Origin of the sequence: Rhizobium cauense (assembly GCF_019511525.1) — a bacterium.
GTDB classification, from domain to species: Bacteria; Pseudomonadota; Alphaproteobacteria; order Rhizobiales; family Rhizobiaceae; genus Rhizobium; species Rhizobium cauense.
In genome coordinates, this window is record NZ_JAEUAT010000006.1 from 62,736 (window position 1) to 88,968 (window position 26,233).

At 59.7% G+C, this 26,233-nt stretch carries 17 protein-coding genes; 1 reads left to right on the plus strand and 16 read right to left on the minus strand.

Translation table 11 applies throughout. The features are described from left to right. Nucleotides 1-134: 134 nt before the first annotated feature. A complete protein-coding gene (nac, locus tag JNB88_RS13305; protein ID WP_220355853.1) occupies nt 135-1,040 on the plus strand; it encodes a nitrogen assimilation transcriptional regulator NAC in 906 nt (301 codons plus the stop codon). Between the two features lie 7 nt (nt 1,041-1,047). Here nac and JNB88_RS13310 read toward each other — a convergent pair whose 3' ends face one another. The 16 genes from JNB88_RS13310 to JNB88_RS13385 all read right to left on the minus strand — a co-directional run bounded on the left by JNB88_RS13310 (nt 1,048) and on the right by JNB88_RS13385 (nt 26,221). Beyond that, nucleotides 1,048-2,253 (minus strand): pyridoxal phosphate-dependent aminotransferase, encoded by a 1,206-nt coding sequence (locus tag JNB88_RS13310; RefSeq protein ID WP_220355854.1) that lies wholly within the window; start codon nt 2,251-2,253, stop codon nt 1,048-1,050. A 41-nt stretch (nt 2,254-2,294) separates the two neighbouring features. After that, the gene (locus JNB88_RS13315) at nt 2,295-3,062 is read right to left on the minus strand and encodes a 5-oxoprolinase subunit PxpA (RefSeq protein WP_220355855.1); all 768 of its coding nucleotides are present in this window, start codon (nt 3,060-3,062) and stop codon (nt 2,295-2,297) included. A 28-nt stretch (nt 3,063-3,090) separates the two neighbouring features. Beyond that, nucleotides 3,091-4,086: a 5-oxoprolinase subunit C family protein gene (locus JNB88_RS13320; protein WP_220355856.1), complete on the minus strand. Its 996-nt coding sequence runs from the start codon at nt 4,084-4,086 to the stop codon at nt 3,091-3,093. Next, nucleotides 4,083-4,790, minus strand: a complete 708-nt coding sequence (pxpB, locus tag JNB88_RS13325; protein ID WP_220355857.1) for a 5-oxoprolinase subunit PxpB — start codon at nt 4,788-4,790, stop codon at nt 4,083-4,085. The genes JNB88_RS13320 and pxpB overlap by 4 nt, the downstream gene beginning before the upstream one ends. Nucleotide 4,791: 1 nt before the next feature. Next, nucleotides 4,792-5,199 (minus strand): acetyl-CoA carboxylase, encoded by a 408-nt coding sequence (locus tag JNB88_RS13330; protein WP_220355858.1) that lies wholly within the window; start codon nt 5,197-5,199, stop codon nt 4,792-4,794. Further along, nucleotides 5,196-6,584 (minus strand): acetyl-CoA carboxylase biotin carboxylase subunit, encoded by a 1,389-nt coding sequence (locus JNB88_RS13335; protein WP_220355859.1) that lies wholly within the window; start codon nt 6,582-6,584, stop codon nt 5,196-5,198. The genes JNB88_RS13330 and JNB88_RS13335 overlap by 4 nt, the downstream gene beginning before the upstream one ends. After that, nucleotides 6,581-7,009, minus strand: coding sequence for an acetyl-CoA carboxylase biotin carboxyl carrier protein (locus JNB88_RS13340; protein WP_220355860.1), 429 nt, complete (start codon nt 7,007-7,009; stop codon nt 6,581-6,583). Before JNB88_RS13340 ends, JNB88_RS13335 begins: the two co-directional genes overlap by 4 nt. A 316-nt stretch (nt 7,010-7,325) precedes the next feature. Beyond that, nucleotides 7,326-8,135, minus strand: a complete 810-nt coding sequence (locus JNB88_RS13345) for a hypothetical protein (protein WP_220355861.1) — start codon at nt 8,133-8,135, stop codon at nt 7,326-7,328. Between the two features lie 16 nt (nt 8,136-8,151). Then, complete coding sequence (locus JNB88_RS13350; protein ID WP_220355862.1) at nt 8,152-15,138, minus strand: hypothetical protein; 6,987 nt, start codon at nt 15,136-15,138, stop codon at nt 8,152-8,154. 2 nt (nt 15,139-15,140) lie between these two features. Continuing rightward, entirely contained in the window at nt 15,141-17,264 is a 2,124-nt protein-coding gene (locus JNB88_RS13355; protein WP_220355863.1) for an ATP-binding protein, read from the minus strand. Continuing rightward, complete coding sequence (locus JNB88_RS13360) at nt 17,261-19,114, minus strand: hypothetical protein (protein WP_220355864.1); 1,854 nt, start codon at nt 19,112-19,114, stop codon at nt 17,261-17,263. Before JNB88_RS13360 ends, JNB88_RS13355 begins: the two co-directional genes overlap by 4 nt. Before the next feature lie 44 nt (nt 19,115-19,158). Then, the gene (locus JNB88_RS13365; RefSeq protein WP_220355865.1) at nt 19,159-19,380 is read right to left on the minus strand and encodes a hypothetical protein; all 222 of its coding nucleotides are present in this window, start codon (nt 19,378-19,380) and stop codon (nt 19,159-19,161) included. Further along, complete coding sequence (locus JNB88_RS13370; RefSeq protein WP_220355866.1) at nt 19,377-19,625, minus strand: hypothetical protein; 249 nt, start codon at nt 19,623-19,625, stop codon at nt 19,377-19,379. Before JNB88_RS13370 ends, JNB88_RS13365 begins: the two co-directional genes overlap by 4 nt. A 14-nt stretch (nt 19,626-19,639) precedes the next feature. Then, on the minus strand, nt 19,640-21,703 hold the full coding sequence (locus tag JNB88_RS13375; protein WP_220355867.1) for a hypothetical protein: 2,064 nt from the start codon (nt 21,701-21,703) through the stop codon (nt 19,640-19,642). 31 nt (nt 21,704-21,734) lie between these two features. After that, nucleotides 21,735-23,627, minus strand: coding sequence for a hypothetical protein (locus JNB88_RS13380; protein ID WP_220355868.1), 1,893 nt, complete (start codon nt 23,625-23,627; stop codon nt 21,735-21,737). After that, nucleotides 23,624-26,221, minus strand: coding sequence for a lactonase family protein (locus JNB88_RS13385; protein ID WP_220355869.1), 2,598 nt, complete (start codon nt 26,219-26,221; stop codon nt 23,624-23,626). The genes JNB88_RS13380 and JNB88_RS13385 overlap by 4 nt, the downstream gene beginning before the upstream one ends. Nucleotides 26,222-26,233: the final 12 nt, after the last annotated feature.

Consider the following 26,233-nt stretch of genomic DNA (forward strand, 5'->3'; position numbering starts at 1 on the left):
TTATGGAGCACATGCGCCGCTACCGGACCGCCCAAACTTACCCGCTCGGCACGCGCGTTGGTTTGCCCGCATTGCAAATGCCGGGCAGTGCTGTAGACATGCCGTCACAGAAGATCGCAACGGTTTGATCTGACATGGATATCAAACGCCTTAGGTCCTTTATCGTCATCGTCGACAGCGGCAGCATCACCAGGGCTGCTGACATACTTCATCTGGCCCAGCCAGCGCTTAGCCAGCAGTTGGCCGCCCTTGAGGAACACTTCGGACAAAAACTGCTTTTGCGAAGCCAGCAGGGCGTGACAATGACCGATGCAGGCCATGCCGTTTACAGGCATGCGCAGATCATTCTGCGCCAGATGGAGCAGGCCCAGGCAGACGCCGCCGCAGCGGGAAACTCGCTCGCAGGCCGAGTCTCCGTAGGCCTTGTCCCATTCAGCAGCGCTGCCACCTTGTCGGTCGAACTCCTCGCTGAAACAAGAAAAAGGCACCCCGGGATATTGCTGCACCTGACCGAGAGTGTCGGGCAGACGTACAGCCAGTTGATAATGAACGGAAAACTGGAAATGGCGCTCATTCACGGCGAGGGCCCAATCAAAGGCGTGCGATTCGATCCAATATTGAGCGAGGAATTCTACCTCGTCGCTCCGCAGGGCTTCGCCATCGACGACGGCTCAAAGCCCGTGCCCATCGGCGCGCTTGACGGCATTCCGCTGCTTCTTCCACCGGCCTACAATTTCGTGCGGCGAGCCGTGGATACAGCCTTCACGCGCAGCAGGATCAATCTCAAGATCGTCGCCGAAGTCGAGATCGTAAGGACCCTTGCGCGAGCGGTTGCGAGCGGCCTCGGCGCCACAATCATGCCAAAGGCGATCGCCGACCGCATTGTGAAAGAATCGAGCGAGCCGCTTGTTTGTCGGCTCGTCTCACCACGGATTGAGGAAACGTTGTCGCTTTGTACGTCGGATCAGAGTTCACTTTCCGAACCGGCACTTGCGGTCAAGGACATCCTTATTGAGTTGACCGAACAGCTGAAGCGATAAAAGTGCCTCAGCGCATATCCTTGCAGAACTGCTCGATGCGGGCACAACCCTCGCGCAGCATCTCCATGCTGGTCGCATAGGAGACGCGGAAATAGGGGCTCATGCCATAGGCAGCACCTTGCACCGTAGCCACGTGATGTTCCTCGACCAGAGCCATGACGAAATCGACATCGGTCTCGATTTTCCGGCCACCCTTTGTGGTCCTGCCGATTACGGCGGACATGTTGGGATAGACGTAGAATGCGCCTTCGGGCTTGTGGCAACGTAGCCCGTCGATCTTCGAAAGCGTGTCGACAACAAAGTCACGTCTCTCTCGATAGATCGCCGCCCGCTCCTTGAGCAAATCCTGGGGGCCATTCAGTGCCGCGATCGCCGCAGCCTGCGCGACCGTCGAGATCCCTCCGCCGTTTTGACCGTTCACGTTGCTGATCGCAGCCACCAGCTGTTTTGAGCCGCTAGCACAAAATCCAAGGCGCCAGCCAGTCATCGCATAGGCCTTCGAGACGCCGTTCATGGTCAAAACCCGGTCGTATAGCCGCGGCTCCACCTCTGCAATCGTGCAAAAGTCGAAGCCGTCATAGACGAGATGCTCGTAGATATCGTCCGTCAAAATCCAAATGTCGGGATGACGCAGCATGACCTCTGCGATTGCGGCCATTTCGGCGCGCGAGCAGGCCGCACCGGTAGGGTTGTTTGGAAAGTTCAAAATAAGCCATTTCGTCCGGGGCGTGATTGCAGCTTCGAGGTCCTCGGCCCGAAGTTTGAAGCCTGCCTGTTCGAAACACGGGACTGCAACCGGGGTGCCGCCAGCAAACTTGACGATATCAGCATAGCTGACCCATGACGGTGTCGGTATGACAACTTCGTCACCGGGATTGCAGGTTGCAAGCATGGCGTTGAAAATCACTTGCTTGCCACCGCCAGAAACGACGATCTGGCTTGCCTCATAGTCGAGGTTGTTGTCTCGCTTGAATTTCGCGGCAATTGCCGCCTTGAGCGCGGGCGTGCCATCCATGGGTGGATACTTGGTGTCCCCGCCAAGGGCGGCTGCATGAGCCGCTTCGATGGCATGGACAGGCGTCGGAAAATCCGGTTCCCCCGAAGACAGGCTGACGACCTTGATCCCCTTTGCGGAAAGCTCTCGGGCACGCTGGGTCATGGCGGCGGATGCGGACACGGACACATTTTTCAAGCGGTCGGCTACGGAGGGCATTGTGTTGATCTTTCAATTGAATGGATCGGGTTGGTTTGTTGTCAGGATGCCAGTTCGACGGCCGGCGCCAACGTTGCGCCGACGGACACAATTTCGTTGCGGATCAGGCTCGCCAGTTCCAGAGATCCTGGTGTGTCGCTGTGCACGAGGATCGAGCGGGCCGGCATCTGAATGACGGTTCCATCTATCGCCTCGACTGTTCCTTCGATGAGGAAGCGTCGGACGCGCGTGCGCACAGATGCTTCATCCTTCACCAGAGCTCCGGGAAGACCGCGGGCAACCAGCTTTCCTGCCGCATCGTAGGCGCGATCGGCCAGGAAGAGCGCCAGTGACCGGAGCTTGGCTCGCCTGGCTGCCCTTTCGATCTCGCTATCGGGGGTTACAAGGATCACAAGATCGGGGGCGACCTTCGAAATGGCGTCCATCATCAAGTCAGCCAATGCAGGGTCGCGGTTTACCATGTTGCCCATCGCGGCATGAAAGCTGAAATGACCAACAGTCATCCCCTCGCCCTTGGCAATCGCCGTGAGGGCCCCGAGTTGATAAAGCAGCTGTTGTCTCAGTTCGTCGGGCTGAAACGCTATTTCCTTGCGCCCGAACCCGGCTCGATCCGGTAAGCCGGGGTGCGCACCAATACCGACACCATTTGCTTTCGCCAGACGTACCATCCTCGCCATCGTGTCCGGATCGCCGCCATGGAACCCACAAGCAATGTTGGCCGAAGACACAACCTTCATCATGGCCTCGTCATCGCATAGCCGGTAGGGACCAAATCCTTCGCCCATATCGGAATTGAGATCGATCCTCATCCTGTCCTCGCTCGTTTGGCCGAATTCGTCATCCAATCACTCCAAGCGCCCGTTTGACCATTTCCGCTGTGCGCTTGACGTCTCCAACGTACGCAGCGATCGCCTTTTCGTTTTCGAGCGCCTCAGCGTGGGTCGAGCGGACGAACCTGATCTTGCTTCCGATGCGCGCCTGACCAAGACGCCACAGGTCGCTCTCAATCACACCAGCGATCTTTGGATAGCCGCCGGCGGTATTGGCGTCGCTCATCTGAATGATCGGCTCTCCGCCGGGAGGTACCTGGACAACACCTGGCACGACACCGTGTGAGCGCATCTCTACCGGGGCAGTGGGCTTGATCGCGTTTCCAGACAGCCGGTAACCGGTCCGATCGCTCTGCGACGATATCCGCCAGTGCTGGGTCCAGAAGCGATCGGCATCGTCACCGAACAGGTCGTGCTCGCCGGCTGCGATGGCGCGGATCGCGAGTTCGTCATCCGAAGACTCGGGCAACAAGTCGCGCAAGGCGCTCGCCGGGCTGACGACCGCGATCCCGTTGCTTGGCAGGCGCAGAGAACCCGTTGACGCAGCGATTGTCAGTCTGTCACCGTTCATCAGCGGGCGACCGGCATTTCCGCCAAACCCACCGCGCAAGGTGGTGCTTCGCGACCCCATGAGAACAGGGACGTCAAGACCGCCAGCGAACATAATGTAAGCGCGCGCTAACTTTTCTGGATGAGCAATCTCGAGAATTTGTCCCGCCTCGACCAGATGCGTGCACCAGGGAAGGATTTCGGTCCCATCCAACCTGAGCTCGCCATCTGCTCCGGTGACCGCAAACGCACCACTTACACAAAAGGTGAGCTTGAAAGGAAACGTCTGCACCTCGATAGCTGCAGCCCCTTCGTCGTTTCCCAGGAGTATGTTACCGATCCTGACGGCAAGCGGATCCATTGCACCACTTGCAGAGACCCCGATGTTTCGGTAACCAGGTCGCCCCAGATCCTGCACGGTGTTCAACGGGCCTGTGGCAAGAATCTCGATCATAGTTCGATCCTTTCAGGCACGAACCGCACGGTGTCGCCGGGTGCCATCAACGCGGGTTGGGCGGCACCGGGATCAAACATATTGAAGTCGGCGTGCCCGATCGAATTCCAACCATTCGGTCCGGTGAGCATGGCAACTCCGGTCTGCATACCGCCTATCGTCACACAGCCTTTCTCCATTCGAAGAGACGGAACCTTCTTGCGGGGCATGTATATTTGTGGGTTGAGGCCATGGAGATAGGCAAATCCGGGTGCGCTTCCGAGGGCAAAGACGCGGTAGTGCCCCTCATGGTGGAGTCGAACGACCTCACGGTCGGTGAGGCCCGACAGGTCGCAGAGTGCGGGAAGATCCGTGGCGAACTCACCGCCGTAATGGACGGGAACCTCGATCGTTTTCCCGGCGATGTCGATACCGTCGGCTTCTTTCCACGCCGCCTGGAGGCGCTCGACGACAGTCTGAGGATCCTCAGGCGTCTCTTTGAATATCGCCAGCACATTGGTCATACCGGGAATGACTTCCGAAACATCTGGCCAACCCTGTACCGTCCGCGATACCGCCCATATCAGCCTTTGAGCGGGAAGATCGAAATCCCCAGGCGACTCGAGGAGGAATGCCTTTGCGCCAATGAACGAGATGCGGGCGCTGGTTTGAGAAGCGGCATGCACCTCAAAAATCTGGGCTACGTTTGTTGAGGAAATTGTCATGTCACGGGCTCAGTTCGAAGAGAGGTTCACCAAAGCCGACCAGATCGCCGACGCTGGCGATCTGCCGTGCGGATGAAAACGAATGGCTGGCGCAGACCGGAAGAAGAACGGGACCGACCTCAATAAACCCGAGGAGGTGACCTTTTGCTGCTTTTTGGGATAGTCCATTGGCTTCCCCGGGAGCATGCGAAATAAAATGGCCCGCCATCGGGGCCTTCACGAGAATTGGCGTCCCGGCCTGTTTTTCTCGTTTCCCAATTGGCGTAACCTGGACGTCCCTACCAGTATCAACCACGATCCGTACGTGGCCTGTGCTGTTGGTGATTTCCAGACCACTCACCCCGGCCATTTCGAGCGCATCTGCCAATGCTGAGAGCGTAGCGGTGTCGGTAACATCTATCGCGCTCATGCCGCTCCCCTGTGCTTGATCCACTTTTCAAGGTAGTGAATGTCCGTCTCCCCTCGCGCAAATCCCTCGTCTTGAAGGAGTTCACGAAGGAATGGGAGATTGGTCTCAATTCCCTCTATCCGCATATCCGCCAGCGCCTCGCGCATTGTTGCGATTGCGGCCGATCTGGTCGGCGCGTGCACAATCAGCTTGGCGATGAGAGAGTCATAGTAGGGGGACACGCGATAGCCGTCGTGGATGTGCGTATCGACGCGAACGCCCTGCCCTTTGGGAAGAACGACCTCTGCAACCGCACCGGCAGATGGCATAAATGTCTTCGGATCCTCAGCATTGATGCGGCACTCAATCGAATGGCCGGTACATGCAACTTGGCTTTGATCCATCGGCAGCGGGGTGCCCTGAGCGACCATTATCTGCTCACGCACGATGTCTATGCCGCTCGTCATTTCCGTCACAGGATGCTCGACCTGCAGGCGAGTGTTCATTTCAATAAAATAAAACGCGCCGTCCTCGTAGAGAAACTCGAACGTCCCGACCCCTCGATAGCCAATCTGCTTGCAGGCCTCGACGCAGGCTCGTCCGACAGGCTCAATGAACTGGGGCGAAATTCCAGGCGCAGGTGCTTCTTCCACCACCTTCTGGTGCCGGCGCTGCATCGAGCAATCGCGATGCCCGAGCCACACGCCGTTGCCGTGGTTGTCGCAAATGACTTGTATCTCGATGTGTCGCGGATGCTCCAGGAACTTTTCCATGTAAAGGTCCGCAGACCCGAAAGCCTGGCGCGCTTCTTCGCGCGTCAGCGCGATCGCCTCGTGGAGAGAGCCTGGCTCGGTTACGACGCGCATTCCCCTCCCGCCTCCGCCGCCGGCTGCCTTTACGATTACGGGATATCCAATCTCGGTTGCGGTGCGTTCGACAGCCAGGGCGTCATCGGGTAGCGCGGTATCCGGACCTGGCACACAAGGCACGCCAGCGGCAATCATCGCGCGCTTTGCTGATATTTTGTCGCCCATTGTCGCAATTGCGGAAGCCGGTGGTCCAATGAATGCCAGGCCAGCCTTTGCGACGGCGTCCGAAAAGGACGCTTTTTCCGAAAGAAATCCATAACCTGGATGAACCGCTCCCGCGCCGGTCAATCGAGCTGCCAGGATAATGGCATCCTGATTCAGATAGCTTTTGCCAGCAGTAGCCGGCCCTATGCACAGGAACTGGTCGCTTCGTTTTCCATACTCCGCATGTCTGTCTGCCTCCGAGCAGATCATTACGGTCTTTAAACCCAATTCTCGGCAGGCTCGCTCAATACGAACCGCGATTTCGCCTCGGTTGGCAATCAGAACCGTTTGAAACGGAAGGGTTTGAGCGGAGGTGAGGGGGTTATCGCTCATATTGCGATCTCCGCAAGTACATCTCCGGCCTGGACCTCGCTCCCATCAAGGTCCGAGAGACGTGCGATGCGGCCGGATCTTGGCGAGGAAATTGTGTTGAATACCTTCATGGCTTCGATGATGAAGAGTGTCTGGCCTTCTTCAACTTCATCGCCAACGTTGATAAAGGGCGGTTCGTTTGGTGACGGAGCTCGATGGACGATCCCGAAGACGGGCGCCTTGACCTGAACGGATTTGCCTGTTTCGATAGGCCCATCAGCAGCGTCAACGAGTGGCTGTCCGGCGGGCGATGAAGCTTCTGCTCGCTCATGTCGATCACGGTTGCGGAATATGCGAACCGCGGTGCCTTTCTCCTCCACAAAAAGCTCCGTGACGTTGGACTGGCCAACGAAGGCGATCAGGGTTTTTATCTTGTCCACATCCATCAACTGTCTCGGAAGTCTGGAATTCAATCCGTCGATCGGGGCACTGTGCTGCCAATCGCTTCGACTTTCCGTAGCACGATCATTCGGATGATGGGGTCAGACGAACTTTTGATGACCCGACCTTTGAACTGTCGGACTGACGCGGACGGCGGCTTCTGCGGCGAGTATTGATTGCCAAGAAAATCGCTTATGCCGTCACCTGAGAAAGTGCGGGGCTACTGCTCCAGCCCGAAAGGCAGGAACACCTCCAGCACCCGCAATTCGGATATGCCTTCAGGATGTTAGGCTCTATTTGACGAACCGGCCCACCCGCGTTTCATTCCTGAGCATGGCCGCTCATGAGTTTGGCGACAAGCGGTGCAGCGACCGAATGGTTGCCTCGAGGATCGCCAGAGAGGAGGTAATGCAATTCTGCCTGGAAGGAGCGCCTCAGTGCGGCGACGGCCTCGTCCTTGCCATCGCCGGGTCCCGAAGAGGGAGGGAGCCCAAGCCCGACGTCATGAGCCGCCTGCCTGAGCGCCATAAGCAACCGCCTGTCTTGTTGGCTAACAGCCTTCCTTCCGACTTGCGGGACCTCCGCCTTCATCGCGAGAGGCGCGAGGTCTGCAAGACCAAGGCGTCCGATAGCAAGCATCGCCGTCATTCGCACACGCCAGTCCGGATCGCTAAGGCCGGCGCGGATCAGAGACCGGACAAGGGTCGAGTTCGCGTCGCTGTAGCAGGCGACCGCCGTCTGAAGAATATGCCAACCACTGGAGTTTCCCCGCGTTGAAGTACCGCTGCGCCGTGGCCGCTCCATCGCCGCAACGAACGCGTCTTCGACGCTTCCGACATCGATCGCGCCGAGTCGCGATGCCAACGTTTCTGCCACTCCAGCGACCCGCTCGCCTCTTAACGCGAGCCAGGAGACATTATCCTTAGAATGGAAATCAATCTCCAGATCGTCCCCCTCTCCCCCCGACCAGGACGCAAAAGACGGTCGTCCGGAGGCATCCACTTCAACGCTCCCGCGATCCGGATCGCGTACCAGCCCCTGCTCCTCGATCGCAACAGCAGTATCGATGAAGGAATGACCGGAAACGGTCAAAATCCGGTGATTGTCAGTGCGCATTGGGTAATCCTGCATTTGCCCCACCTCCACATTATCTGATGACGGAGATACCGAAATTGCGATGTGAAGCGGGAATGGATCTGATATTTCCAGCGGCGCTTGTAACCTTGAGTTCGATCCCATAGTCGGCCAAAATCTTGGCGAACTTTTTCTGGTTAGCCGGCTTTTTATAGTCGCCGGGCTTCCAGTTGCCGGTAAGGTCGGTCAGGGCGCTGGCAGCAGCCTCATATCGGTGGATCGCATCCCTCGTTTTTGCATCAAGCGGATAGCCGGTGGCTCGCGCCGACTCTTCTATGGATCGGAAGGCCTTACTGTCTGCGGTCATGTTCTTGGCAAGATTCGTTGTAAGTGGGGCCAGAGCCTCAGCCGGAAGGTTGGTGCTCCGATGCGACTTGTCGTCAATGATCCAGATCGTGCCATCCTGCTTGAAGCCGACAAGGTCCGTGCCTGCCTGCTTCGGATTGAGCGTCCGTTGCCCGGTCACTGGGTTTATGTCGACTGGATCCTTCAGAAAGCGCAGCTCGGATGGTAGAGAGGTTTTGCTCGGCGACCTGGCCGACCGGCGTTGACCGAGTTCAAAGCTGGCAGTCATTTCGGCGAGTGCGGGTCGAAGCTGGGTAATGACGGCGCCCTGCTTTCCACGCAAGTAGGTGACAAAGCCAGACCGGCTCGGAGGATCTTCCTTAAGATTGCGGTTATAGTTATCCCAATGGTCCTGGAGTGAAAGACTCTCCAACTGCTGGCCGCGCTTTGTAACGCCTGCATCCAGACGCAGCCGGTCAATATCAGCCCAGGGTCCAAGGATATGCTTGTCTTTTGCGACCATCTCGCGCAGCACCGGATCCTCGATATGGGCCAGCGTATCCTCTCGTATCCGTTGGCGTAGCGTGCCTCCTCCTTCCATCGCCTTATAACGTGCTTTGCCCATCTCGGGGATCGCGCGCCGCAGTGCGTTGATCTCGCCATTGGTCATGCCTGCCCTTGCAAGCTCGGTTGCGAGACCCACCACTGCCTTTCCCTTTGGATGTAACGGCGGGCCACCCTCGAGCGCGCGGGCCTGGCCAGACTGCGTTTCCATTGCCATCAGATGGTTCAAACCCTTCGGATCGAGCTTCTTGGCCTTTAGATAAGCATCGTGGGCTGCTCTGTCAGTTTTTGCCAGTTCTTTTAACGCTTTGGCCTCATACCTCGCCCTCGGCCTGGTTTGCTCCCCAAGCGCGATGTCACGTTCCGTGGGTGCCCTGGCATTCTTCGATGCCTTGCTAGGAAATGCCTCGTCGAGTTTTGAGGCCAGATGATCGACAGAATCGATTATCTCACGTGTTGCGGCATCCGGCTGGGGCGATCGCTTCCCTCGCGGCCTGCCTTCGGCCGCGACATGTCCGATCGATTCTGCGGCAGCACCCATCTCAAAGCGCCTGCTGGCGTCCAGATACTGACGCTCCAGGTGAGCTATATCAGCCTCGATTCCGGAACGGGCCCGCGGATCCAGGCCTTCCTGTGAAAGACGCCCGATACGCTCCTCAATTATTCCAGGCAGCTTCTGGAGCTCGAGCGCTGCTTCAAATTGACCTTTCTTCAACGGTGAAACCACATCGATGGCCAAGCGCAATTGGACTTTCTCAATCGTCACACGCAGACGCCCGAGAAGACCGGTGTACTTGCGCATCGCATCAATGACGCCAACGTGCTTCTGGATATCGACGGCACGTGCGTTTGGCCCGATCTCAACCTTAACGCCCTTGATATGACCATTGGGATGATAGTCCGGCACGACGCGAACCGTGTCGCTGGCAAGTGTTGGATTGACCTCAACTGGAACCCGGTTGCGCAGCCGTGACGGCATGGCATCCGCCGGATTGACGGTACGCCCGGCGGTGCCTGGCTGAACGAGATCGCGTAAGGCCTGGGTGTGCGCGGACGCAGCTGAAGCTGGAGCGCCCTCCCGAATGATGAGCGCAACCTGCCCGTCCTTTACATGGACGATCGCATCCCCGCCCTTGCCCTTGTTCAGCGCTTTGAATTCGGCCTCGGGGACCCGGATGACCGGCACATCGGCGAAACCCTTGCGCTCGGCGGGCGGAATGTTTTTCAGCATCTCGCGGCGGGCATCCTTGAGGAATTTGGACGTTTCGGCCGCACGCTGCGATTCTACCGCCTGCTTGGCTTCCATATGCGCGACAAATTCCGAATGAGGTCTGCCGGGATTCTGTTTTTGCCACGACTTGAATTCCGACAGACGTACACCCGCCGGAGTGGTTGATGGCGGGTGCACGGTCAACACATGGCCAAGGCCAAATTTCAGGGCCTTGCTGCCAGCACTCATCCCGAAGCTTTGCACGAGGTTCTCACCTGCGCCGCGAAGGGTGTTCTTGGTGATGTTGACCAGAGGGTTGCCGTTGCGCCAATTGTTCTCGTCAGCGAGATTGGCAGCAAGCGCCGTTGGCAGGGCTGACAGAAACTCGTGCGGCTGTTCCTTGATGATGCCCTCGATCAGGTTTGCGCCACCCTTGAGCAAGCGTATGGCGAGAGCTTCTTCGCCGGCTTTTGCGCCGAACGAGGCAGCGGCCTTTCCAATGGCCTTGCCGAGACTTGCCTTGACCGAGCTTGCCATAAGTTGCTTGAGCTCGGCCTTGGCAGCGGCCAGGAGATTGCCACCTTTGACCGTGCCGAGCGTCGCAATGGTTACGATAAGGTCGACAGCGCCAACCACCAGATCCGTGGCGATTTCGCCGGCACCATAGTCGGATCCCTTGATTGCCGCCTTTATCGCCATCGAGCCCAATGTACCAATGATCGAGCCGGCGATGGCGATGATGGCCGGCAACGCCGCACCACCCGTGACAATGGTTGCGATTACGCCAGCGACGACAGCGATGGCGCCGACAACATAGGAAAAGATTTGCGACGCCATATCGGCGATGGAATCAACAGCCGCGCGTTGCGCTTCGATCGCTTCCTTGAGGTTTTCCATGCGCAGATCGAAATCGAGGCTCAGCTGTTCGCGCCGTTCCTGCGAAAGGTTTGGATCCTTCATCTCGGCCTGGAGCGCGTCGAGCCGCGCCAGCTGCGCCTTTGTCCACGCCGATTCCTCCTTCGAGGCCCATGCCCCGACCGGACCGACCGCTTCCTCGTCCGCTTTGATCCGCCTGCGCTGCTCATCGATCTGCTCGGCCACCGTTTCGGGCATGCCGTATTTGTACTGATCCATCAGGTCGCGCTGTTCGCGCCCGCTGGTGTCGCCCTCTATCGCCTCACCGAGCGTCTCGCCGTCATGATCCTTCTTCCATTGTTCGTTGGCTTCCGCGATCTCCTTTTGGGTCATTCCCGCCATGGTCGTGCGCAGTTCCTCGACATCTGTGCCGAGACCCTCGATCGAATAGCGAAGACGGTCGTAGTTGAATTGCTTGCGAAGCTGCTCTGGCGGATCCGTTGAGCGCATCAGCTGGCGATTGGCGCGCGCCTGGTCGAGGTCGGCGCCGGACATGTTGTTCTCGATCAGATTGTCGAGCGACGTGCCGTATTTGTGCTGCATCAGATCATCCAGCACAGCGGACTTGGCCTGCGCGGCGACCAGGGCCTTTTCAGACATCGTCGCGTTCATCTTGCGCTCGAGTTCGAGCCGCTTGTTTTGCTCTTCCTCCCAGGTTGCGGGCTTCGTCGCACCAGACTTGTCTTTGCGTGCAGCCTCGCGCCTCTCCATCGAGAACAGGGCCACTTCGCGCTTTACGCCCGCTCGCCGCTCCGGTCCTTCGTCGAGCTGAACCTCAAAGAGGGAACGGTCATATTGCGAGCGCAATACACGATTGATGACGTCGTCGTCGGCATAGACGCCCTGTCGCTCGACCTGGAGCTTGGCAGCGTCGGCCGCTGTCATATTGTTGTCGGCGAGCGCGTTGTTCAGATCGCGCTCGGCTCGTGTTGCACCAAATCGCAGTCCACCGCGCAGTGCACCCTCGTCGCTGCGATATTGTGGAACGTTCTTGAATTTCTGATTGAAGGTCGCCTCGATGTCGGCGTTGCGGGCCTGAACCTCAGCCTCATATTCGGAAGAGGTCCATTGTTCGGCTTGCGCCTGCGCCTTCACCTCATCTCGCACCTGGTCATAGACGGCGTGGATGCCCTCCTGATCCGGAATGCCGCTCCAGGTCTGGCGCATGGCGGCATCGAGGCCATAGACGTCAGCCTCCTTCTTGTCGCCTCGTGCGAGCGCGCGCGCTTGCGAAAGCTCGCTTCCCGAAAGGTCGCCGGCAAGTGCGGCGTCGAGGGTCTCGCCATGGACCTCGAGGTATTTGGCCTCGACTGCTGCACGCCGCTCCGCTGGCATGGCGCGCAACGTGTCCATGACCAGCTTCTCGTCGGTGCCGGCGCCCTGGATGGCGTAGTAAATGGATGATACGTCGGCCAGTACCGGATCGCCCTTCATCAGGTCCTTGGCGTGCTTCCAGTCCTCGCCCGACATCTCGTCATCAAGATCGCCGTAGAGCGTGTGGCCTGGATGCATCTGCTGGTAGCGCGTCTTGACGAGCTCCATCTGGAGTTCATCGAGACCAGTCAGTGCCTTGAATATCTCGTCCTCGTCCGTTCCAAGCTTGGCCACCCCATACTTCCAGACACGGTTTGCGATATTGTCGGGGTTGAAACCTGGCGACTTCGTCCGGATGATATGCGAGAGTTTGTCAGCATCGTCCTTGGACAGCGAGCGGTCCTGTGCCATTGGGAGGAGCAGGTCGAGAACGGCCTTCTGCACCTCCTCCTTGCGGGTCGCAGCCACGCGGCGGCGCATGGACATTGCAAGCTGCTCAGCTGGTCCGCGGCCGGCTGTTTCGTAGATGAACCGGCGGCGGACGGAATCGGTATTTTCGAGATAGTCGTTGACGCCCTTGCGTCCGCCTTCCTTTGCAAGCTCGCCACGCTGCTTTTCATCCTTGACGCCCTTGTTCTCCTTGAGCGCTCCTTCTTCACCTGCGATCTGAGCCTGGACCAGTTCATTGATGGTGCCAAGGTCGCGCTGCATTTCGAGCCGTGCCAGCTTGGTCTCGGCACTCGCCCACGTCGTGGCGGTCGAATGGACATCCAGTGCCCAACGGTCGAGCTGGCCGGCGGTTTCAAGCCACCAGCTTTCGGTGACGAGGTTCTGTGACGAGGCCCACGCCTTCAGTTCCGTGTAGGCGTCACCCCCGGCGCTTTCGACGCCAGAGATATATCCTTCGGTTTTCAGCTTGGCCTCGTTCTTCAGGCTGTCTACCGTCTTGCGCATGAGGCCTGCTTGCTCACGGGACCAGCGGTGGCTCGCGGCAATAGCCTCACGAGTTTGCTTTTCCTTGGAAAAGTTGGAAATGGCTCCCTGTGCCGGCGCGCCCTGCGGCCGCAATGCAAGCTCGTCGGCCATGGCGGCGCGGCGATAGGCGGCTGCATATTTTTCCGCGGCGTCGTCGAGAGCGGTGTTGCGGTCTTTCAGCGCAAGTCGGTACCGGGCAATTGCCTCGCCCACCTTGTCCTGAATGCGCTTGATGGAATCCTTGACCTGATCCTGCGCAGTCGGCTTGGGTGGCTTTGCCATCCTTTCCGCCTTGGCCTTTGCGTCCTTGGATGCGGTATCGGCTGCTGCTTTGGCCTTGGCCTGTTTGATGGCGGCCGCGGTTGCCGCATCTGACCCAGCCTTGCTCGCGGCATCACCGAGGGTCTTGTCAGCATCCTTGCGCGCCTTTTCGACTTCCTCGCGGCGGGTCTTGACTGCATCGTCCAATGTCTGACCGGCCACTCCCAATTCTGCCGCAAGCGGCTGCACCGCCTGTGTGAGCGCAGCCGACAACACAGGCATCTCTTCCTTCCGGCCGAGCTCCGGGAGTTGGCTCTCGACAATGCCGCCAGGATACTTCTCAATTTCCTTCTTGATGAGTGACAGCATCTCCTTTGCCTGCCCGTCCAGATCTTCCATGAGAACCGCGAGCGCGGCGGTAAAGATCTTCTGCTGGGCAGAGGTTATTGACGCCGGCGGCAAAGGTTCGGAGTGGATAACAACGGGGGTCGGCGCAACCGGCATGACGGGAACACCGGCAGAGGCAGGTTCGGCAGGCTTCAATATCCCGTCCCGGATCTCGCGCACCCGCTTGATCTGGTCGCGAATGTTCTTCGCTTCCTTCTTCGCCTCATCCGATCCGACGGCATCGAATTTCTTGGCAGCCTCCTCGGTCAGGCCCGCATTTTGCAGCGCTGGTTCGCCAAGCAGGATCAGCCGCATTTCGGCTTGCGTCAGAGGCTTTGCCGCTACATCAGGCATGTGATGGCCGGGGCTTTCCTTGACCTCCGGCATGGTCTGATCGGGCAATGCCTGATTGGCAGCTTTTTCGATCGTCTCTGTCGCTTTGGGGATCGGGTCCGGGGCCTTGGGCTGTGGTAAGACATTGACCGGGACGGGCGGCTTGCCGGCCTTACGCTGCAGGGCTGCAGGGCTTGGGCTGTACTGGCCAGAACTTGGAGGCGGGAATTGCGGGACGTTGCGCTGAACGGCGCTGTCGCCTGGTGGCATGTCTTTGGCAATCTGGCTTGCGCGCGCCTTGGCTCCTTCCGGTGTAGGCGCACCTCCACCCATGGCCGGTTCGCTTGGCCACTCACCTGCGGCTACTGGGGGCCTTGCTGCGACCGCAGCACCGACGGCTTGTGGCTTGGATGCTCCTGACTTTGCTTCGGCGGGAGCTTGCTCGGCGGTCGGTTCCACCCGGTCTTCGGCGGCCAAAGCACTTGTCGCGGCTTTCTGGTCGCCCACTTTGGGAGCAACGGCCCCGGATTTTTCCGTCGCACTTCCCTGCTCCGCAAGACGCAGTGCCTGAACAGTCGCATTTCCAGCAGTAGACTGCAGCCCGGCTGCGACCTGAGCAGTCATTCTCGCCTGGCGCACGAGTGGCGATTCCGGCCCGTATTTTGTCCAGAGAGCGCTATAGCGCTCCTCCGCCGGCAGGATCGCCTCTGCAGGCGGCTCTGCGACCACGCGCGGGGCTGACAACAACGGACGCATGGTCAGGCATCCGGGACGGCAAGCAGGCTGTAGCTGTCGCCGAAATCGGACTCGATCGGAGGCCGCCCGATCTTTTCCAATTCGATGGCTATCGCCTGCAGGACATGGCGTTGGCCGATTGCCTCGTTACGGGCTGCTGCAAGATACGCGCTGGCGAGCGCAGCGTTGCGAATATTCCCCCCGGTCAGTTCGAAATTGCGCGCCAATGCCTGCAGATCAAGATCGGTGGCGATTGGCGCCTCTATCGGGAACGCCTTTACCCAAAGCTTTTCTCGCATCGCTGTATCGGGAAGCGGGAAATGAACGACATGGTTGAGGCGCCGCGAAAAGGCCTCGTCCATGTTTCCCGAAAGGTTGGTCGCAAGAACGATCACCCCTTCATAGGATTCAATACGCTGAAGCAGGTAGGCAACACTCAGGTTGGCATAGCGGTCATGCGCGTCCTTGACTTCGCTGCGCTTGGAAAAGAGGACATCGCATTCATCGAAGAAAATGGCCGCGTTGGTTGCTTCCATGGCGGCGAACGTTCGCTCGAGGTTTTTCTCGGTCTCCCCGATGTACTTGTCGACCATGGTTGACAGGTCGATGCGGTAGAGGTCCAGTCCGATTGTCGATGCAATCACCGCAGCGGCCATGGACTTCCCGGTGCCGCTTGCGCCCGAAAACAGAACGATATTGTTGAAGCCGGTTCCAGTCTTGCCCGCAAAATTCCAGTCGTGCAGCACGCGCGGTGCATATTCAAGTTCGCAGCAAATCTGACGCAAGCGCGTCACCTGCTTTTCGGGCAATACAAGATCGTCCCACTGCCAATTGTGCCGGACCAACCGGGCAAGCGCCGGGACCTCGGCGCGCGTTGCCCGTCGTGCAATGCCGGCGAGCGTCCTGAACCTGAGTGGCTTCTCAGGATCAAGTGCGCTGACCGTTCGCTCAACGGCATCGGGTCCACAGCGCAATGAAAGCCCAAGGCGCAGTGGAAGTCCCGGCTCGCGATCATGGCCTTGTTTCGCCAGCGCCGCACGCCACCAGCCGCCCCGTATGTCAGCGGTAACAGCGGGCATGGCAATGTCGACAACAGGTAGGGAGCTTGCGAGCTCGGTTGCCGAAATCGTACCCGGCGATGCGGCGACGAATACTGAAGCGCCAGCGCGAACTGCTGCAGAAACAGTACTGTCATGACGAAGGTCCAATGCGAGATCGCGCACCGTCATCAGTAGGGCGGAACCCTCAAGCATGGCTTCACGCGCCAGAAGCCGCCCGAGCTCTCTTTCAGGGATAGACGAGGCGCCAGGGCTGGACAGATCGGCGGCAATCAGTCCCATGTCCGCAGCGCTGCATGCTGCCATGGCAAGTTGGCGTTGGCCGCAATCGGCAGGTCCCTCGAGAAGCAAGGCCACTCCGTGATTGTGATGTTGAAGCGCTGCTACGGCCCGTTCGACAAGTGCGCCATCGCGCCATGGCACAAGGGTCTCATCTAGTCTGGCGATGAAGGCTGCGACGCGCTCATCCCCACCGCAACCCTGCCCAAGCAGTGCAAAGACAACACGCTCGTCGATGCACATTCCCCGTCCAACCAGAGGCCTGGATAACTCCGTTGCCGAAAAGTGGATCAGATCGCTGCGCAAGAGCTTGGAATGTGGAGAGAAGCTTTGCAGCAACGAAAGCCGGTGCGTCGGCCCTTCTGCCAACAGTGCGAGTGCCAAGCCAACGCTCGGCGCTTTGCGCGACACGTCGTTGTGGGCGTAGGCGAACAGGACTTCATATCGCGGGTCTATCGCGGCCGCGGTTGCCATCAGCAGGCAAGCTCTTTCGAATTCGTTCAGACCGAAGCGGCTGGCAATCATCGGTATTGGCAAACCGACGCTGTCGGCAAGGCGCGCATCGATCACAGCACGTTTCGAGCCGATGCGGAGATCATAGTCGCCGGCCGGCTCACTCACCGTCTGCAGCCGGGAGGAGACCTCGGCATCTGAAATGTAGAGACCGCGCAACGGATCTTCATTGAACTGCCCGGTCGCACGTAGCCAGGCGACATGACGGGCAAGCATCAGGTCAAGCCAGGAGAGTTCGTCAGCCAGGTGTTCGGCTGCAGATCGGTAGGCAACAACGGGAGCTGGCGCTACGCTCATTGCGCTGCCCTCGCCATGTTGAGCCTGATGCTGCGGCCGTCTGCCAATCGAAAGACGGTGCCGTCCATCCCGGTCATTCGCCAGATGAAGTCGAACGGCATCGAGGGAAGATCGACCTCGGCGTCCACGTCCACATTGGCTGGCAGGTTTGCGCGCAGGCGACCGATACCGTGAATGGCGTTGCGACCAAGGTAAGAAGCACTGGAACCCATCAGACCCGGGAGCCGTCTTCCCAAATCGGCATAGGCCGCGCGGGCGAAGAGCATCATCGTCAGCCCCATTTCCGAGAAGCCATCGGCTCCGGAAAGATAGGCAAGGTCGGGGGCCACGGGCCTGAGTTCCTCAACTGCGCGCGCTGTTTGGCTCAGCACGCCCTCGTCCGGGTCGACACCCCGGGTGAACAGGATGTGTCGCTCATCCGGCAAGGGGCTCGACGCCCAACCTGGCAACTGATCACACAGTTCAGCCGCGATGGTAGCTGGCACAAGGATTGATGTGATATCGCAGTCGGGCAGGCTTGGCAGGCCGCCTTCGCCCCGCACAAAGTACCAGTCCTGCGTGATGAGATCCTGCAGGATGGTGACGCCGCTTTCCTGCACCATGGCCAGGCGTATCGGGCGGACGGGTCTCAAGCCGGTCAGAGTACGAAAGAGCGCCTGCTGAAGTAGCGCCGCTTCCCCGCTTGCAAACGTACCGGCTTTGCCGACCTCCGGCTCCTCATGTCGGGTCAACCACCTGAGTGCTTCATCGTCGGCAGCGTCGGCCTGTGCCGGGCCAGACAAGGCTACTGCCAGGCAGTGACGCCTTGCCTTTGCTTCAACGGCTTCGCATCCACCGGTCAGCACTTCATCAAGTTGCATGTCGATGATCGAACGCCAAAGCAGGAAGACGCCTGCGCGCGGCGTCAGGATATCGTCCACTGCAGCGCGAACACTCCTTGCCTGCTTGCGGTCCGGATAGGAGCTATGAGCCAACAGGTTGATCAGTCGCCTGAGCTCAGATGCGCCATCCTCTGGTTTGAGGCTATCGGGCATGACATCCTTAGCCGGCAAATCCAGTCTTGCAGTGGGACCGTTGGTTCGAAGTGTTTTTTGAACGCGAGCCAATACGGCATTCATCGCACTCAGGAGGACATCAGGCGGCAGGTTGATCACAGTGCCGATTGAGACAAGCAATTTCAGCTGATCCTTCGCAAGCACGGGAAGGGACATCGGCGTGGCCTGCTTCAGGAGAAACTCACAGACCGAGATCATGGCATTCTCAGGCGGCTCTGTGCCTGCTCTATCGCCAAGCAAGCGAAGTATCCGCAAGGCTTCTCCCTCACTCAGACGCATGAGGAACTGCGGCAGGCGCCCGCGCGCGTTCAAGGCGACCAGCACACTGAATGCATGGTCTGGCTCTGCCTCCAGCACCATGCAGGCGGCGATGCCTGTCGGAATTGCATCGAACCGCCGAAAAGCGGAGAAGTACCACCGATCCCTCGCGGTTCCGTCGACAAGGTCACAGAGAAACTGCGCGAGATAGGTGGGGCGATCAGGAAAACGGATCGCAAGATCGGAGGCCTCGCCTGAAAAAACGCGGAGTAGCGTCCTGCGCATTTCCTCTGCGAGTGCGTCCGCGGTACGGCGCGACTCCCAGTTCGGCCCCCCAGCGAGATCGAAATCGAGCCTTGAGATAATCCAAACACTTGGGTCACCAGCATCACAAATCGGTGCCAGCATGTCGCCAAGCGCGGCCGCAAGGTCTCCGGTGAAGGCCGGCGATGGATCGCTGGTGGGGCCGGAGCTGACGGCCTGCTGATAGGGGACGCGGGTCTCGAGATTGAGCCGGCCAATTCTCACCCTGGACATGGCGGAAGGTTCGTTAGGAGCGGGAAGCATGTCGCTGCCCGCCCCTATTGCCTGCCGGCTTCGCCGAGGTCCGCTCCACTCAGTTCCTCAAGCACCTGGATTGCTCCTGCAATGCGTAGCAGCGTATCGCGCGTCTTTGCACGCTCCGTGTCGAGTGCTTCCATGCGCCGTTGTCCCTCGCTCCATTCGGCACGCAGTTGCGTAAGGCGTTCAACAATACCCGTTTCCACGGTGTCGGGTGTCGGTTGCTGGACATGCTGGTTCATGAGATGAACCCCCTCTCGATGGCGCGCTTCAAGATCGCAATCTCCTCCTGGGTCAGCGAAAGGCGCGAAGGTTTTTGTTGCTCCACGAGCTCCTTCTTGCTGAGGGCTATGATCTTGCCGTCGCTGATCCGGTACATGGCTGGGTTGGCCTCGAAACCGTCTGGCGGCTTGACCTTCTTGAAGCCGGGTGGGATCGCCGCCCCATCGGGCAGTTGCATCAGAGCCTTGTCTTGAATGAGCCACATCCGATCAGTCCTTTTCAGCCATAGAAGACGACCACGAAATTGAAGGCGAGCAGGTGGCCGTCTGAATCGCCCACCTCGCACTTGATCTGGAACACCGCATTCGAGCCGCCGATGATCTTGTTTCCGTCCCAGCTCACGGCCCATCGGGCATCAGTGGCGGTATGCTGGTTGCCGATGTCGGCAAGCGCCACCATGATGTGGGCATTCGAGACGTTGGCGATCCGGCTGGTCGAGGCGGCGACCGATACCATGCCTGTGCCGCCGGAAGTCTGTCCAACGTAGCAACGACCGGTAACAACATCGATTGCCGGCGGTATCTTGCTGCCGCGAATATAAAAGTCACCGGCAGGAACGTGCACGTCGCCATTGTTTTGAACGACGAATTTTTCCTGAAAGCCAAGACCCGTTACCGGCCCGACCACAAAGCGGTCATCACCCCCCACATTATCGCCGATCACGACGCGCAGGTCGTTCTGATCGGCAGCTCCCCTGTTGACGCGCAAGATCTCCATCGGGTCGGTATCGGTCCCACCGAAGCTGGTCAGAAACTCCACCTTGGAGCCGAGCAGCGAAATGGACGAATAGCTGGACACGCCACCGGCGACAGACAACCGGCTATTGGAGTCGAGCCACATGGCACGCGTACCACCGCCGGGATCGAGATATCCCATGCTTGGACCACCGCCGCGATACCACGCAAAGTCGGAGAATGAGCGCTGATAAAGTGTCCTGTCCTGAACGCCGAGACCGAAGGATTGGCCGTTGGCGTTTACGTTGAGCACCTGGCGAAAATCGTTCGAGAAATAGAGACTGCCCTGGGCAGACAATTGCATCAGTCGGACGCCGTTGTTGCCCGGATCGCCGTTGGAATCGCTGTGTTCGCCATTGAGATGCCAATAGAAATCGCCGCCGGTTCGAAAATACGTTGCTCCGCTCTGGACGCCGATGCCGTAGGGAGCAATCGCATTGTCGTCGACACCACACAGGTCGATGTGCTGACGCGTCTGGGCGCCGAACCGCAGACGGCCGGTCGGAATGTCAACCTTGTCGTCTCCGCGAACGCCAAGCACGATCTTTTCCGTCGCGGTCGTGGCGGGAACCGGCCCCGGACCAATCGTCAGGCGTGCATTCTTGGCCGGGTTGTCGCCGATATGGATGCGAAGATCCGCGCCACTGCCGATGCCAGCCGGCAACCGTTGCAGCCAAAGCGGAATGGTCTCGTCTGAGCCGCCCGACGCCTGCAGCGACACCTTGCCGCCATGCAGGTACACATCCTTCTTTGCGACAATGCGCCCATTGACCTGCAAACGGCCGTCCACGGTCGCAAAATCCGCCGCGTCGGGATCGGAAGCGCTCGTTCGCGGCGCGACCCGCAACGCACCGCTTTCAGCCAAGAGCGAACTGCCCACGAAGCCGGCATAGCGGCGGCCATCGGTCAGTGTTCCTGCCGCGGCGGGACGAAACTTGCGCACCGTGCCATCCCAGTGGCACATGCCGAGCCTGATGAGCCAGCGCGCCTGTCGCTCCTCGTCTGGAAAATCCTGGAACGGAATGGATTCATCTGCCGGTATGACCGAGTCATCGGGGACAGCTGTTGCCGCAGGTTGTGCGGTTCGACCGGCGACGACGATGTCGTCGTGGCTCGGGTCGATCGTGCCGACTGCGAAGCGATATGTCTCGCGCAGCCGCGCATAGCTTTCAGCATCGGTGCACGGTGCAAAGCCACCCGTCGCAGTCTGTGCTGCAAGCTCGTCGTAGGCGATCCACAATTCGAGATGCCGGTCAGTGTTATAGGCGGCAAACAGCTCGGGGTTGATCTGGACCGGTTCCAGCACGACGATCTCGCGACCATAGCCATCGACACAAATGCCGGGAAGGACATAGCAGTCCACAAACGGTGCGTCGCCCTCACGGGGTTTCTCAACGATTGTAAGGCCAGTGACGATGCCCGTGGTGTGGGGACCGAGATTGTGCCTGCGCCGCATGTCGCGGTGATAGGCTTGCTGGGCGAGCAGGTCCTCGGCTCCGAGATACTGGAACTGGAAGTAATTCAGTCTCTCGATCGGTTCGGCAGGCATCACATAGCCTCCTTCATTTGATCTTTGCCGTTCACTTCTGCCGCTTCAGCGCGCGGACTTCCTTTCGCAACTCGTCGAGCTCATTGCGAAGTTCCGTCATCTCGGCGCTTGGCGATCCCGCTGGCGTTACTGCAACGAGACGATCGCCGCGTTTGTGGAGAACGACACTGTCACCTGGCTGCACCAGCGGATGGCGCAGCATTGCGTTGACCAGGCTGTCCGCAGCCTCCTCGTCGATCTCGCGTTCTTCGACCGAGACATCCGCTGCCTTGAATGCAGCCTTCGCTTGCCTGACCGACCCACCTGCCTGGCCTGCAGTGACAAGCCCCGAATAAAGACGCGAAAGCAGCTTGGCTCCAAAGGACGAGGGATCGAGTGTCTTGGCGATCTGCTCGACGTAAAGTCGGGGCAGTCTGAAGTTCTCATCCGTTACGGCGCGCCTCAGACGGCCGCTTGGATCGATGAGATCGAGCGTCGGGACGAGATCGTTCACGAGCGGCGAATTGCGTCGCACCAGTTCCGGGCGGCAGCACAGGGTCGCCAGCAGCTTGCCGATCAGCGGCAGCACCGGAACCAGCGACATCCAGTAGAAGGTGGAAGGAAACGCACCGGCATAGCGTCGGCATGAATGGTTGCAAATGCGAAGGATCTTGTCACCTTTTACCGTCACGCAGGCGATCTCGACCCGATCATCGCAAGGGTCGTCGTCGCACTGAGGAATGAAGGCATGGCATACGCAGTCGATCATAAGCTGGATCCACACCGCGAGAAGATCACGCAATGCGTCACGCGCCTGCTCGGTGTAACTGGCAGGATCCCTTTCATCGAGTGGCGTTGGCGCTGGCAGGATGATGGTACCAGCCGTCACACGCATCTGGCACCGGACGGGATGGTCATCATCTCCGAGCAGACCCATCACAACCTGTCGAAAGCGCACCACCGTCGTATGCATTTCGGATGCGGAAACTTGTGGGTTCGCGCCCGCAAACAGCGCCAGAATAATCGACTTCTGGCGCTGATCGAGGACGGACAAGGCGTCAATCTTGGCCTTCACGCAGGAGATGATGCGGCCGAGCAGGCTATCGTCGGGGATCAGCGCCTGCATGACCTTTGTAGCGTAAGGGGTGCGATCGTCGCCACCGCGCTCAAACAGGGTGGGCATGCAGCCGTGTGGCGATTCAACAATGCCGATGTCGAAGCACTCGCGAAGTCGTCGTGGCGAACAATTGTTGTTCTGGGAAAGTGAGGAGGCGGTGCTCCCCCACTGCAGGCCCTTTGCGGTCACCGATTGTGATTTTGAACCGCCGCAGCCACAGCCGCAATCTCCACTGGATTTGGATTTTCCACCGCAACCGCAGCCGCCCGAGCCCTTGGACTTGCCGCCGCAGCCACAGCCCCCCGACGTACCGCCGCAGCCGCAACTGCACGATTGCGCTGGACCTGGCATCGAGGTGGCCAGAGCCCTGACGTAGGAGGCCTCGACCTCCCTGTATTTCAGGGAGATGCACCAATGCGTCTCAAGGTCCTTGCAGCCGGGATCAGGCGGCGGCGCCCATGGATCGCAGTCGCCGCTCTTCGAGCGCTTGGCATCGGAGCACTCTCGTATCGCCTTGATCACATCGAAACGCGTGTCGCAGGAGACAACAATGTCCTCTCCGCATGGATCGATGGCATAGCCCGAACGCACCGTTACCGAGCCCTCGCAGTCGTCGCACACGACCTCGAGGCCGCAAACAACGCCCCAGCCATGAAGGTAGCGGTTGTGCAGACGGTTCTTGCCCTTGACATAGGCCTCAAGGCTGGAGAGGTCGGCTGCGCTCAGCACCTGGCCGGGAGCAAAAAGGGGTTGCTCGAACGGCTTCAGGCCCCGGCAGGTCGGGCAGCAGCAGTTGCTGCCGTGATGCGTTTGGACATCCTGTTTCATTGATTTTCCTCCGGCGGCCTGCCGTCTCGATTGATGGTGAACCAGCTCAGGAACCGTCCGCCCTCGACGCGGTCTCCAGTCGGGCAGCGGCGACGGTCCGGGTCGGGATCGGTCAAGCCGAAACCGAAATGGTTGCCGTCAAGCGCCGGGAAGACCTTGCGCTTTTCACCAGGATTGCCCGGATCGGAGACCTCGATCATCTCGGCGCCGAGAATGAAGTTGCCTTCGAGCACGACGCGGTATCGTCCCTGCGGAAAGGGGATCGGCTCACCGATGTACTCGCCATCTGCACCACATGCGCGGAAACGCACCCCGGTCACGACGTTTCCGGGTACCAGCGGGATATCTTCGTCGGGAACATCGAACCGCTCTCCGCACTTGGCTTCAAGCCTGAGCCCGCTGGCACGACCGACAACCTGGCAGTAGCACCGTGTGTAGATATACCGCCGACCGACCTGATGGCTCTCGGGTTCTTCCTGGAACAGCAGCTGGACCGTCTGAAGGTTCAATGTCTCTGCAAGGATTGGTCTTTCGGGGTCGAAGGCAATGACAATGCCTTCGCGATCGAGGATGTTGCCGTCCTCGGCCAGGTATCCGTCATGAGGCCAATTGATGCCGACGATCCGCGGATAATCGTCGCGCAGTCCCTCGCCATCCTTGCCCGGCGCGCCGTCCTGTCCCGGGAGGCCGTCTCGACCTGGAGCTCCATCCTGGCCATCCTGACCATCGATGCCATTTGTTCCATTGGTCCCGTTGGTTCCGTTCATGCCGGGCGCGCCTTGCGGACCGGGTGGGCCCTGAGGTCCCTCCGTCGCGCCGCCGCCCTCACAATCGATCAGGCACTGGATCGCCTCTGTAAGGACTGCCGTGGAGGCAAGCAGCTTGCGGCCTGTGATGTTGTCGATGCGTTGTGTCGTCAAAGGGTCGCCGAACTTGTAGTCGACGATTGTCGCCAGAACGATCTCGTCGCCTTCCTCGCAGGACGGGCATGCGTCGAGCGACTTCAGCAATATGTCGCCGCACTCACAGCCGCCGGTCTCGAAAATAGCGATCCCGCCAGGTATGCGCGGATCGACGGTGTCCGCGCTCCCGTGAAAGGCAAGGTAGAGGTGCCCTCCCACGCCATCGACCACGATCTGCTGGGGCTGAATACCGGCCGGGGCGGCCGCACTCATGAACGGTGTGAGGTTCGCGGCTCGGCGATCTACAGAGATGATTGTCGCAGTCCCCTTTCCATCCGCGGCCGACGACAGCAGGTAGAGCCACTTGCCGCCCTGAGAGAATGCGAGCGCGACGGGCACGTCAGGGAGACCGGTGAGTGGTGCGCCTGTACTCACCGTGCGGTCGGCAACATTGGCCGCCTCCGGCAGCGCCTTGAACAGGTAAAGCGCCGAGGCTGTTTTGTCGGCGACGGCGACGAGGTCGGCATTGTCGCGCTGCGAGACGGCGATCGCCGATGGCCTGGCAGCACCGCCTGTGCCGACGTCCAGGGTCACCGTGGTCAGGTCTGCAAGCTTGACCGCGACGAGCTTTGCTGCACCGCCAACTGCGATATAGGCAAACTTGCCGAGCGGACCGATGGCCAGTTCAAAAGGCCCATCCGAGACGGCGATGGAGGTCGGCGCGGTCGGAGTTGCCGTGATGACATCGGGCTGCCAGACCAGCACCTCATTGTTCTTGGGGCTGGCTGCGAGCAGGCGTCCGTCTGATATTGCCAGTAGCCGGACCTCGCCATCACCCGCACCTGATATCGTGATGTCGGGCTGCGGTGGGGCCGAGAGGTTTGCCGCGTCCAACACACGCAGCACTGCGTCACCGCCAGCGTCCGGTCGCAATACGCAGAAGACGTTCTTGCCGTCATTAGAGACCGAGATGTCGACGCCTGCGTGACCCGCAAAAGCAACCGATGCCTGGATGCTCTTGTTTGCGATATCCAGCGCGACCAGCATGGCCGGGCTTTCTCCTGTCAGCACGTACAACCTGTCAGTGGCTTCGTGCAGGGCAAGGCGCTTGGCGTGGTCAATGTTGTTGGTGCATTCCCACTCAAGTTCCTTGACATTGGCTGGCAGGTCCTGCGGTGGGCGATCAAGTAGGGCTGCGAAGGAAAAGCCCTCAAGTATCTTTGACGGCAGGCAGGCAGCCTCACCGCTGCCGCAGCCCTCGAATACGGCGGGTACGGGATCGGTCGGGCATTCAGTGTAGCGCACCACAAGCTCCAGCCGGTGCGGCTGGTCGTCAGGCTCGACATTTCTGCCATTCTTGAGCGTCCAGGCCTCAAGGGCGGCTGCGCGAAAATCGAGCATGGCATTGTGCCGCACAAGAATTTCGCGGCCACAGCAATCCACCGCCGCGCCTGACGTCACGATGACATATTGTGGCCGGCAATCCGGATTCGGATGTTCCAGGACCTTCATGCCACAGACCGTTCCCCAGCCATGAAGGAGCTGGTTGTGTCGCCGGTCCTTGCCCATGAAGTAGTGCTGCTCGTCGAGGAAATCCTGCGCCGACATGATCTTGCCGTCGAACAGCGTGTTGCGCGCCATTTGTGGAATTTCGCACTCGGGGCAGCCGTCGGTGACGCAAACGTGTTTCATCAATCTACCCTC